Here is a 10,983-nt window from a genome sequence, read left to right on the forward strand (position 1 = left end):
GGGCCGCGGGCGGCGCGGCCCACCGCGGCGGGTAGGCCCGCCGGGCGAGCGGAGGAGGTGCGCGGCCGTGACCGTCGACGCCGTGGTGGTCGGGGCCGGCCTGGCGGGCCTGGCCTGTGCGCAGGACCTGGTGGCGGGCGGCCTGCGGGTCCTGGTACTGGAGGGTTCGGACCGGGTCGGCGGGCGGATGCGCACCGATCTGGTCCACGGGTTCCGGCTGGACCGCGGCTTCCAGGTGTTCAACACCTCCTACCCGCAGGTCCGGCGCCGGATGACGCTGCGCGCGCTGCGGCTGCACCCGTTCACCCCGGGTTTCCTGGTGGCCGGGCCGGACGGGCGCGGGCTGTTCGCCGACCCGACCAGGCGTCCGCGCGACGCCGCCGGCCTGCGGCAGCTGGCCTCGGCCCGCGACCTGGCGGCGCTCGGGCTGCTCGGGGCCCGGGACGCGGCGCTGCCCGCCGCGCTGCTGCGCCGCGCGGGCGAGGCGCCGACCTACGCGGCGCTGCGGTCGGCCGGGATCTCCGCGCACGGGGTGGAGACGCTGCTGCGGCCGTTCCTGGCGGGGGTGTTCCTGGAGGACGGCCTGGAGACCTCCGGGCGCTTCTTCCACCTGGTCTGGCGCAGCCTGCTGCGCGGCAGCCTGTGCCTGCCGCAGACCGGGATCGGCGCGGTGCCCGAGCAGCTGGCGGCCGGTCTGCCGGTCCGGCCGGAGTGTCCGGTCGCGGAGCTCACCGGGGACGGGGTGCTGCTCGCCGACGGCGGCGAGGTCGCCGCCCCCGCGGTGGTGGTGGCGACCGACCCGGCGACCGCGGCGCAGCTGCTGCCTGGGCTCGCGGTGCCGCCGATGCGGGCGGTCAGCACGCTGTACCACGCCGCCGCCCGCCCGCCGCTGGCCGAGCCGACGCTGGTGGTGGACCGGGACGGGCCGGTGCTGAACACGGTGGTGCTCTCCCAGGTGGCACCCGGGCTGTCCGGCGACGGCCGGGCGCTGGTGTCCACCTCGGTGCTGGGCACCGAGGTGGACGAGCCGGCCGTCCGGGCCCGGCTGGGCGAGCTGTACGGCTGCGACCCGGGTGGCTGGGAGCACCTGGCGACGTACCGGATCCCGGCGGCGCTGCCGGCGATGCCGGTGCCGCTGCTGCTCAGCCGGACCACCCGGTTCGGGCCGGGCCGCTACGTCTGCGGGGACCACCGGGCGACCGGGTCGGTGCAGGGCGCGCTCGCCTCCGGCGCGCGGGCGGCCCGGGAGGTGCTGGCCGACCTGGGCCGGTGAGCGGGCGGCCCGCCGGGTGCCGCCCTCAGAGTGTGCCGCTGCCGCGGGGGACCGCGGCAAAGGCCCGCTGCCGCCCGGTGGCCGGGCCGGTGGCCCAGTCCGGGTGGCCGGGCATCGGCGGGGTGCGGTCGCCGTAGAGCCAGGCGTCCAGGAACGGGCCGAGGTCGCGGCCGGCCACCCTGGAGGCGGTCGCGACGAAGTCGCGGGTGCCCGCGTCGGCACCCCGGTAGCGGCGCAGGTACTCCCGCTCGATCCGGTCGAAGACCTGCTCGCCGACCTCCTGCCGCAGGGCGTACAGGACCAGGGCGCCGCCGAGGTAGCGCTGGGTGTCGTAGAGGTTCGCGGCGGTGGGCGCGGCGACCGGTCCGGAGTCGTGGCGCCACTGGTCGCCGTGGCGGTACGTCTCCTTCATCCGGGCGTCCAGGGTGGTGAGGCCTCCGCTGTCGGGCCAGCCGCGGTCGTAGCGGTAGAGCAGCCCGTAGAAGTCGGCGTGGCCCTCGTTGAGCCACAGGTCGGCCCAGGTGGTGGGGGTGACGCTGTTCCCGAACCAGGAGTGCACCAGCTCGTGCATCATGTGCGCGCCGATCTTCTGCTCCGGCTGGAGCAGGAAGGCGGGCTTGTAGACGGTGAGGGTCTGCGTCTCCAGGCCCGTGAAGTCGAAGGCCGCCGGATCGTCGGTGTCGGCCGGCATCAGCCCGTAGGTCTCCAGCGGGAACGGGCCGAGCCGCTGCTCCAGCCAGTCGAGCTGGCCGGCCGTCAGCGCGAGCGCCGGCTCGGTGGCGGCGGCGCGGCGGGTGGGCACCACGTCGCGCAGCGGCAGGCCGCCCGGCCCGGTGCGCCGCACCACCGTGTAGTCGCCGACTGACACCTGCAGCAGCTCGGAGGCCATCGGGTCGCGCGAGACGTAGGTGCGGCGGGTGAGGCCGCCCTGGGAGACGGTCGCGGCGAGCGAGCCGTTGGCGACGCCGAACAGGGCGTCGGGGGCGGTGACGCTGACCGTGAACCCGGCCTTGTCGCTCGGACGGTCGTTGCACGGGAAGACGGTGTGCGCGGCGTCCGGCTGGCCGGCGACGGCGAACCCGTCCTCGGTGGGCACCCAGCCGGTGTGCGGCCCGGCGGCGTGCGGGTCGGCCGTGTAGTCGACGGTCACCGCCATCGGGGTGCCGGGCGCCACCGGGCGGGCCGGCACCACCTCGAGCTTCTCGCCGTGCGCGCGGAACGCGGCCGGTGTGCCCTGGACCCGTACGGCGCGCACGTCCAGCCCGGCGGCGTCCAGTTCGAAGCGGGGCAGCCGCCGCAGGGTCAGCGCGGTGACGGTGGCGGTGGCGTCCACCCGCCGGGTGTCGGCCCGGTAGGTGAAGGCGAGGTCGTACCACTGCACGTCGTACCCGGCGTTGCCGAGCGCCGGGTACACCGGGTCGGCCGGTCCCCGCCCGGCGTCGAGCGGCGCTGCGGGGCCGGCGGCGGAGCAGACCAGCGCCGCGGCGAGGGCGACGGCCGGGAGCAGGCGTAAGGATTTCAGCGCAACCACCACTTCCATGTGCAGTCGGAACGTCACACATGGTAATCGGCAGGGGTGACGGCTCCCGGGCCGGGTACCGGCAGCACGGGACGGCCCGGGGACCGGCTCAGATCGAGAAGATCCGGCCGACCATGAACAGCACGCAGGCCAGCACCACCAGCGAGATCAGCGCCAGCGGGGCCCAGCCCGGCCAGGCGTTGTGCAGCTCGGGCGCCTCGGGGGTGGAGATCTCGTGGCTGGTGCTCGACTCGCCTTCCGGCGTCTCGGCCGGCCGGGGACCTCGCGGCACGGGCCGGGCGGGGTGTGCGGCAGTGGTCATGGTGTCCTCCGGCCCTCGCTCGGCGGCCCGGCGCTCGGGCCGCGGCCTCCCGACCAGCTTCCCGCGCACCCGCGGCCGGGGCCACCCGCGGGCGTCGGCAGGCGCGGGAGTCGACGACCGGCCAGCATGGGATGCCCGGCATGCGCGTACGGCCGGGGGACCCGCCGGACCAGCCCGAGGAGGCCGCCGTGCTGCACCTGGTCGCCGAGACGTCCCGCGCCGTCGCCGCCGAGCCGGCCCGCAACGCCAAGATCGGGCTGCTGGCCGGACTGCTGGGCGCGCTCGGACCGGCCGAGGGCGCGGCGGCGGTCGCCCTGCTGTCCGGCGAGTCGAGGCGCGGGCGGATCGGGGTGGGCCCGGCGGCCCTGCGCGACCTGCCCCCGCCCGCCGCGGCACCCTCGCTCGGGGTGCTGGAGACGGAGGCGGCGCTGGCCGCGATCGCCGCGGTGCACGGGCCCGGCGCGCAGGCCGGGCGGCGCCGGCAGCTGGACCAGCTGTTCGACCGGGCGACCGGCCCCGAGCAGGAACTCCTCGCCGGGGTCCTGGCCGGCGACCTGCGCCAGGGCGCGCTGGACGCGCTGCTGGGTGACGCCGTCGCCAAGGCCGCCGGGGTGCCCGCGGCGGCGGTCCGCCGGGCGCTGATGCTGCGCGGCTCGGCCAGGGCGGTCGCCGAGGCGGCGCTCGGCGGCGGCACCCCGGCGCTGCGCGCCTTCACCCTGGAGGTGGGCCGGGCGGTGCGGCCGATGCTGGCGGCGGCCGCACCGGACACCGCGGCCGCCCTCGCGCGGATCGAGGGTCCGGCCGCCCTGGAGTGGAAGCTGGACGGTGTCCGGGTCCAGGTCCACCGGGACGGGCCCGAGGTGGCGGTCTTCACCCGCGGCCTGGACGACATCACCGCCCGGGTTCCCGAACTGGTCGAGGCGGCGCTGGCGCTGCCGGTCCGCGCGGCCGTCCTGGACGGCGAGGCCATCGCGCTCGGCCCGGACGGACGGCCGCGGCCGTTCCAGGTCACCGGCGCCCGCACGGCCTCCCGGCAGGACCCGGCCCGGCTGCGCGCCGAGACACCGCTGACGCCGTACTTCTTCGACCTGCTGCACCTGGACGGCACCGATCTGCTGGACCTGCCCGCCGAGCGCCGCTGGGCCGAACTGGCCCGGGTCGTCCCGGCGGAGCTGCGGGTGCCCGCGGTGCGGACCGCGGACCCGGCGCGGGCCGAGGCCTTCCTGCGCGAGACGCTGGGCCGCGGCCACGAAGGGGTGCTGGTCAAGGACGCGCAGGCGCCGTACGCGGCAGGGCGGCGCGGCGCCGGCTGGATCAAGGTGAAACCGCACCACACGCTGGACCTGGTGGTGCTGGCCGCGGAGTGGGGGTCGGGCCGGCGCCGCGGCTTCCTGAGCAACCTGCACCTGGGTGCCCGGGCGGCCGGTGAGCCGGGGCTGCCGCCGTGGGTGATGCTCGGCAAGACCTTCAAGGGGCTGACGGACGAGCTGCTGGTCTGGCAGACCCGCGAGCTGCTGGCCCGCGAGAGCGGCCGGGACGGGCACGCCGTGCTGGTGCGCCCGGAGCTGGTGGTGGAGATCGCCTTCGACGGGATCCAGCGCAGCCCGCGCTACCCGGCGGGCCTGGCGCTGCGCTTCGCCCGGGTGGTCCGCTACCGGGACGACAAGCTGGCCGAGGAGGCGGACACGGTGGCCGCGGTCCGCGCGCTGGCGACCGGGCTGCCGGCCTGAGGGCCCGGTCGGTCCATCAGTCGATCCAGACCAGGAGACCGTGCCGGCGAGCCGCCACCGCCCTGAGGAAGTCGGCCAGTGCGCGGTACTCGGCGCTCAGCAGGTACAGGCAGTCCTCGGAGGTCCACAGGCTCGGCGGGTAGAGCCCGGCCGCGGCGAGGTCGGCGGCCCGTACCCCGTCGGTCAGCTGTCCGGGGGAGATCGCCGCGGCGGCGTCGGCGGCCGTCCGGACCCGGTCCGGGGCGAGCCGGCGCGGCGGCCCGTACCCCCAGTCCCCCGCGCCGGGGAGCTCCTCCTCGCCGTGCACGAGGTCGACCGGGAACCCGTGGCGGCGCAGCAGGAAGTCGAGCGCCTGCCAGGCCTTCCCGGTGTCGTGCAGACGTGCCCAGCCGCCGGCCCGGGCGCCGTCCGCACCGCCGTCCAGCTCGGCCACGAACGCCCGGGCCCAGCCCGGCTCGTCCGCGGCGCGTTCCAACTCCGCTGCGCCGAGCCGGAGATACCTGCCGATCATGCCCATGGGCGGAGCCTAGGGGCGGTATCCGACAGTTCGCGTCGGATCGGCGCGCGGCGGTGGGCGCCCGGCGGGGTGTGCCGGGCGAAGCGCCCTCGTACCGGGCCGCACTCGGGCGATTCGCCGGTGCGTCCGGGTGGGGGCGCCTCGCGGCCGGAGGCCGGGTAAGGGCACGTGGGGGGCGGCCCCCGGCCGTCAGACGCCGGCCGTCCAGGCCTGCGGGTCGGTCCAGGCCGCCAGTTGGCGGCGGCTCTCGAACCGCCGTGCCTCGCCGGTCACCGGGTCGGTGAACTCCAGCCGCCTGGCGAGCAGCTGGAGCGGGCGGCGGAAGTCGTCCGGGGCGGGTTCGGCGAGCACCTCGGGGTAGAGCGGGTCTCCGAGGATGGGCAGCCCGGCGGCGGACATGTGCAGGCGCAGCTGGTGGGTGCGGCCGGTGTGCGGCAGCAGCCGGTAGCGGGCCAGGCCGGCCCGGTGGTCGATCAGCTCGATCCGGCTCTCGGCGTTGGCCTCGCCGGGGACCTCGCGGGAGGCGAGTTCGCCGCGTTCCTTGACGATCCGGCTGCGGGCGGTGTGCGGCAGCGGGAGGGCGGGGTCGAAGCGGGCCACCGCCTCGTACTCCTTGCGGACCAGCCGGTGTTCGAACAGTCCCTGGTAGGCGCCGCGGTGCCGGGGGTCGGCGACGAACATCACCAGGCCGGCGGTGAGCCGGTCGAGCCGGTGCGCCGGGCTGAGCCGGGGCAGGCCGAGGTCACGGCGCAGCCGGGCGAGGGCGGTCTCGGTGACGTGCCGCCCGCGCGGGGTGGTGGCCAGGAAGTGCGGCTTGTCGGCGACCACCAGCCGCTCGTCCCGGTGGAGCACCTCGACGGCGAACGGGACGGGGGTCTCGGCGGGCAGCTCGCGGTGGAACCACAGGTACTCGCCGGGCCGGTACGGGCGGTGCGCGGTGACCGGGCCGTCGAGCGCGACGAACTCGCCGCCGTCCATCATCGCCGCCAGCCGTTCGGCGCCGACGGCGGCGCCGTAGCGCTCCAGCAGGTACGCGAGGGCGGTCGGCCAGGTGCCGTCGGCGGGCAGCCGCAGCCGGACCGGGTCGACTCCCCGGCGTTGCGGGAGGGGGCTCGCGGGTACCCCGGACTTGCGCCTCATCGGCCGGACGACCTCCGTCTGCTTCGTTGCACCGGCCCCCAGCCAACCATCCCGGCGGACCGGGACCCAATCCGTGCGGGCCGCCGGCCGGCGGCCCGGGCCCGGCGGGGAATGCGCCGGGCCCGGGCTGGGCCGGGCCGCGGCGGCCGTGCGACGATGGCAGGGCGGAACGCCGACTTCCGGACGGGTGCCTCGATGGACACCAATGAGCAGCAGCACAGGATCGTCCCCCCGACCCGCCGCTCCCTCGTCCCGCCCGAGCCGGGCGGGCCCGGGCGCGGCGGGCAGGCTGCCGACAGCCTGCTGGCGGTCCCGATCGCCACGGCGCTGATCGCGCAGAACGGCCGGATCCTGCACTGGAGCCCGGACGCGGAGGCGCTGCTCGGATACAGCGCGGCGCAGGCGGTGGGGGCGCCCGCCGCGCAGCTGCTGGTGCCGGCCGAGCAGCGGCCGGAGGTGACGGCGCTGTTCGCGGACATCCTCGCGGGCCGGGCCTGGTCCGGGGTGTTCCCGGTGCGGCACCGGTCGGGCCATGACGTGATCCTGGAGTTCCGTACCCATCCGATCGCGGGTCCGGGCGGGCAGCCGCTGGTGCTGGCGGTGGCCTCGGACGTGACGGCGGTGCGGCGGCTGCAGTCCGACCTCGCGGTGCTGGACGGGTTCTTCACCCAGTCGCCGGTCGGGATGGCGGTGTACGACACCGACCTGCGGTTCGTCCGGCTCAACGACGCGCTGGCGCGGATCAACGGCCTGCCGGTGGAGCAGCACCTGGGCCGGACCGTCACCGAGGTGCTGCCGGGCCTCAACGGTGAGGAGATCGAGGCGGTGATGCGGGAGGTGCTGGCGGGCGGCGACGCGGTGGTGGACACCCGCTCGCACGGCCGCACGCCCGGCGATCCGGCGCACGACCACGCCTGGTCGGCCTCCTACTTCCGGCTGCAGCGGCCGGACGGACGGGTGCTGGGCGTCAGCTCCACCATCGTGGACGTCACCGAGCGGCACACCGCCGAGCTGGTGGCGGCCCGGGCGCAGGACCGGCTGGCGGTGCTGGCCGATGCCAGCGCGTCCATCGGCACCACCCTCGACCTGCGGCGCACCGCCCGGGAGCTGGCGGAGGCGCTGGTGCCGCGGCTGACCGACACGGTCGGGGTGTTCGCGCTGGAGCACCTGGTGACCGGCAACGATCTGCACCCCTCGGCGCCGGACGTGCTGCGGGTGCGGCGCCTGGCGGTGGCGACCGTCGACCCGGACCACCCGGTGCAGGACCTGCCGACCGAGTCGGTGCACCGGGTGCCGCCCGAGTCGGCGTACGCCGAGGCGCTGGCCACCGGCCGGACGGTGACCATGCCGACCTGGGACCTGCCGCTGCTGGCCGACCAGGTGCCGCCGGAGCGGTTGAAGGGGTACCTGGGTGACGTGCCGCGGCCGGTGGTGATCACGCCGCTGGTGGCGCGGGGCACGGTGCTGGGCATGGTGGTGTACTCGCGGCGGGCCGGGCGGGACCCGTTCGGGGAGTCGGATCTGACGCTCGGCGACGAGCTGGCGGCCCGGGCGGCGGTGGCGATCGACAACGCCAGGCTCTACCAGCGCCAGCAGCAGACCGCCGCGGCCCGGGAGCAGGCGCTGCGCGAGGCGAGGGCGGCGCAGGACCGGCTGGCGCTGGTGAACACGGCGACCGCCCGGATCGGCACCACCCTGGACCTCGGGCAGACCGCCCGGGAGCTGGCCGAGATGGCCACGCCCCGGCTGGCCGACACGGTGGTGGTGGAGGTGCTGGACGCGCTGGTGCGCGGGGCGACCGGGCCGGGGCCGGGCCGGGCGGACCGTTCGGCGGTGCTGCGCAGGCTGGCGTACCACACGGTGCAGGGCAGCGGGATGTCGCCGGTGACGCCGGTGGGCTCGGTGCACCGCTTCCACCCGTCCACGCCGAACGCCTGGGTGCTGGCGCACCGGCGGCCGGTGTTCCTGCCGAAGATGGACGACCGGGCGCTGAACTGGTTCAACGACGACCGGGAGCGGGCCGTCGCGGTCCGCGAGCAGGGTGTGCGCTCGCTGATGGTGGTGCCGCTGATCGCCCGCGGCGCGGCGGTCGGGGTGGCGACCTTCTACCGCAGCGTCACCGACCGGGCGTACGACGAGGAGGACCTGACGCTGGCGGCGGAGCTGGCCGCCCGGGCGGCGGTGTCGATCGACAACGCGCTGCTGTACACCCGGGAGCGGGACGCGGCCCAGCAGCGCCAGCGGGCGCTGGAGGCTGCGGGCGCGGCGCAGCAGCGCCTGGCGCTGCTGAACGAGGCGAGCACCCGGATCGGCACCACTCTCGACCTGCACCGCACCGCGCAGGAGCTGGTGGAGGTGGTGGTGCCGCGGTTCGCCGACTTCACCACGGTGGACGTGCTGGAGTCGGTGCTGCAGGGCGACGAGGCGGATCCGGTGCCCCGGGACGGTTCGGTGCTGATGCGGGCCATCGCGGTCGGCGAGGTGGACGAGGACGGGCGGATGGCGAAGGCCGCCGACGCGGTCGGCGAGGCGTCCCGCTCGGCGATGCTGTACGCGCAGAGCCTGCGCAGCGGCCGGTCGATCCTGGTGCCGCACGTGGACGAGGCGGCGCTGCGGCGGATCGTGGCGCACCCGGACCGGGTGGAGCCGAGCCTCCAGGCGGGTGTGCACTCGTACCTGATGGTGCCGTTGCTGGCGCGCGGGACGGTGCTGGGCGGGGCGGAGTTCATCCGGACCCGCAATCCTGAGCCGTTCACGGCGGCGGACGTGGCGCTGGCGGAGGAGCTGGCGGCCCGGGCCGCGGTGTGCATCGACAACGCCCGGCTGTACCGGCGGGAGCGGGACACCGCGCTGACCCTGCAGCGCAACCTGCTGCCGCAGGACGTGCACCACACGCCGGGGCTGGAGATCGCCTACCGGTACCTGCCGAGCAGTGTGATCAGCGAGGTGGGCGGCGACTGGTTCGACGTGGTGCCGCTGTCGGGCGGCCGGGTGGCGCTGATCGTCGGGGACGTGATGGGGCACGGCATCCGGGCCGCGGCCACCATGGGCCAGCTGCGGACCGTCGCCCGGACGCTGATCACCCTGGACATCGACCCGGCCCGGGTGCTGCGCCGGCTGGACGACGCGACCGCGGCGATCGGCGAGGGCCAGTTCGCGACCTGCGTGTGCGTGGTCTTCGACCCGGTGGACCGGGTGTGCACGGCCGCCAGCGCCGGGCACCTGCCGCCGGTGCTCTCCGCCCCCGACGGGACCACCCGGCTGCTGGACCCGCCGCCGGGGGCGCCGCTCGGGGTGGGCGGGGTGCCGTTCGAGAACATGGCGTTCACGCTGCCCGAGGACGGGCTGCTGGTGCTGTACACCGACGGGCTGGTGGAGCGGCGCGGGCAGGACCTGGACGAGGGCATGGACCTGCTGTGCCGGACCGTCGCGGCGCGCCGAGGCACCCTGGAGGAGGCCTGCGACCAGGTGATCGACCGGCTGGGCGCGCACAACGGGCAGGACGACGTCGCGGTGATCATGGCGCACGCCCGGCCGATCGGCGGCGACCGGCTGGCGATGCTGTCGCTGGCGGGCGATCACTCGATGGTCCGGCACGCCCGCCGCTTCACCCGGCGGACCCTGGAGCACTGGGGGCTCGGCGCGCTCAGCGACCACGCCGAGCTGCTGACCAGCGAGCTGATCACCAACGCGCTGGTGCACGCGGGGGCGCCGGTGCAGCTGCGGCTGTTCCGCAACCAGCTGCTCACCGTCGAGGTGTCCGACGTCGACAGCCACGAGCCGCGGCTGCGCCGGGCCCGCGAGCAGGACGAGGGCGGCCGGGGCATGCACCTGGTGAACGACCTGGCGCACCGCTGGGGCAGCCGGGCCACCCACGAGGGCAAGGTGGTCTGGTTCGAGCTGGAGATCCCCTCGGCCGCCCGGCGCTGATCCTCCGCCACCGGGCGGGTGCGCGCGGCGCGTTGGGCCGGTACAGCGGCGGCGCTACGCCGGACGGGTGAGGTGGCGGGGTGGTTCGCACGCCATCGGCCCCGGCTGCCGGATCATCGGTCCCGTCCCTTTCCCAACCAGGAGGACTCGATGCGTTCCAGCATTGCCAAGGTCACCACCGCCGCCTTCCTCGCCGGGCTCGCGCTGATCGGCGGGGCCGGCACGGCCGCCGCACACATGGACGCCGACGCCGACCATCCGCACGGCGCGTTCGCGGTCGGTGGCGACGCCGCCGCCGTGGGCGGCAGCGCTGGGGCGGTGGGCGGTGACGCCGCCGCGGTCGGCGGCAACGCCGGCGCTGTGGGCGGCGACGCGGCCGCCGTCGGCGGCTGGGCCGCCGCGGTGGGTGGCGACGCCGCCGCGGTCGGCGGCAACGCCCTGGCTGTGGGCGGTGACGCCGGCTCGGTCGGCGGCAGTGCCCTCGCGGTCGGCGGTGACGCGGGTTCGGCGGCCTGAGTCACCGACCGTACGGCTGCGGCCGGGCTCCCCTCG

Annotated in this window: 8 protein-coding genes; 4 read left to right on the forward strand and 4 right to left on the reverse strand. The window is 76.6% G+C overall.

What is annotated here, in order from left to right; genetic code table 11:
- The first annotated feature begins 67 nt into the window (after positions 1-67).
- A complete protein-coding gene (locus AB0D08_RS24005; protein ID WP_359891442.1) occupies positions 68-1,273 on the forward strand; it encodes an NAD(P)/FAD-dependent oxidoreductase in 1,206 nt (401 codons plus the stop codon).
- Between the two features lie 25 nt (positions 1,274-1,298).
- Here AB0D08_RS24005 and AB0D08_RS24010 read toward each other — a convergent pair whose 3' ends face one another.
- Complete coding sequence (locus tag AB0D08_RS24010) at positions 1,299-2,813, reverse strand: M1 family metallopeptidase (protein ID WP_359891445.1); 1,515 nt, start codon at positions 2,811-2,813, stop codon at positions 1,299-1,301.
- 88 nt (positions 2,814-2,901) lie between these two features.
- Positions 2,902-3,114 carry a DUF6480 family protein gene (locus AB0D08_RS24015; RefSeq protein WP_033824128.1) on the reverse strand — a complete coding sequence of 71 codons (213 nt, stop codon included), beginning with the start codon at positions 3,112-3,114 and terminating at the stop codon, positions 2,902-2,904.
- Positions 3,115-3,254: 140 nt separating this feature from the next.
- Here AB0D08_RS24015 and AB0D08_RS24020 point away from each other — a divergent pair, with 140 nt between their 5' ends.
- Positions 3,255-4,844, forward strand: coding sequence for an ATP-dependent DNA ligase (locus tag AB0D08_RS24020; protein WP_359891449.1), 1,590 nt, complete (start codon positions 3,255-3,257; stop codon positions 4,842-4,844).
- A gap of 16 nt (positions 4,845-4,860) precedes the next feature.
- Here the strand turns inward: AB0D08_RS24020 and AB0D08_RS24025 are convergent, their stop codons facing one another.
- Both AB0D08_RS24025 and AB0D08_RS24030 read right to left on the reverse strand, forming a co-directional pair.
- Complete coding sequence (locus AB0D08_RS24025) at positions 4,861-5,361, reverse strand: DUF1877 family protein (protein ID WP_033820038.1); 501 nt, start codon at positions 5,359-5,361, stop codon at positions 4,861-4,863.
- 189 nt (positions 5,362-5,550) lie between these two features.
- On the reverse strand, positions 5,551-6,501 hold the full coding sequence (locus AB0D08_RS24030) for a pseudouridine synthase (RefSeq protein ID WP_359891451.1): 951 nt from the start codon (positions 6,499-6,501) through the stop codon (positions 5,551-5,553).
- Between the two features lie 195 nt (positions 6,502-6,696).
- Between AB0D08_RS24030 and AB0D08_RS24035 the strand changes: the two genes are divergently transcribed.
- Entirely contained in the window at positions 6,697-10,431 is a 3,735-nt protein-coding gene (locus AB0D08_RS24035; protein ID WP_359891454.1) for a SpoIIE family protein phosphatase, read from the forward strand.
- 150 nt (positions 10,432-10,581) lie between these two features.
- A complete protein-coding gene (locus AB0D08_RS24040; RefSeq protein WP_033820040.1) occupies positions 10,582-10,947 on the forward strand; it encodes a hypothetical protein in 366 nt (121 codons plus the stop codon).
- Positions 10,948-10,983: the final 36 nt, after the last annotated feature.

This window comes from Kitasatospora sp. NPDC048540, assembly GCF_040651175.1.
Taxonomy (GTDB): domain Bacteria; phylum Actinomycetota; class Actinomycetes; order Streptomycetales; family Streptomycetaceae; genus Kitasatospora.

What these genes read in the sequence shown, in the direction of transcription:
- AB0D08_RS24010 (WP_359891445.1), bottom strand. Translation starts at nt 2,813, where the DNA reads ATGGAAGTGGTGGTTGCGCTGAAATCCTTACGCCTGCTCCCGGCCGTC.
- AB0D08_RS24015 (WP_033824128.1), bottom strand. Translation starts at nt 3,114, where the DNA reads ATGACCACTGCCGCACACCCCGCCCGGCCCGTGCCGCGAGGTCCCCGG.
- AB0D08_RS24020 (WP_359891449.1), top strand. Translation starts at nt 3,255, where the DNA reads ATGCGCGTACGGCCGGGGGACCCGCCGGACCAGCCCGAGGAGGCCGCC.
- AB0D08_RS24025 (WP_033820038.1), bottom strand. Translation starts at nt 5,361, where the DNA reads ATGGGCATGATCGGCAGGTATCTCCGGCTCGGCGCAGCGGAGTTGGAA.
- AB0D08_RS24030 (WP_359891451.1), bottom strand. Translation starts at nt 6,501, where the DNA reads ATGAGGCGCAAGTCCGGGGTACCCGCGAGCCCCCTCCCGCAACGCCGG.
- AB0D08_RS24035 (WP_359891454.1), top strand. Translation starts at nt 6,697, where the DNA reads ATGGACACCAATGAGCAGCAGCACAGGATCGTCCCCCCGACCCGCCGC.
- AB0D08_RS24040 (WP_033820040.1), top strand. Translation starts at nt 10,582, where the DNA reads ATGCGTTCCAGCATTGCCAAGGTCACCACCGCCGCCTTCCTCGCCGGG.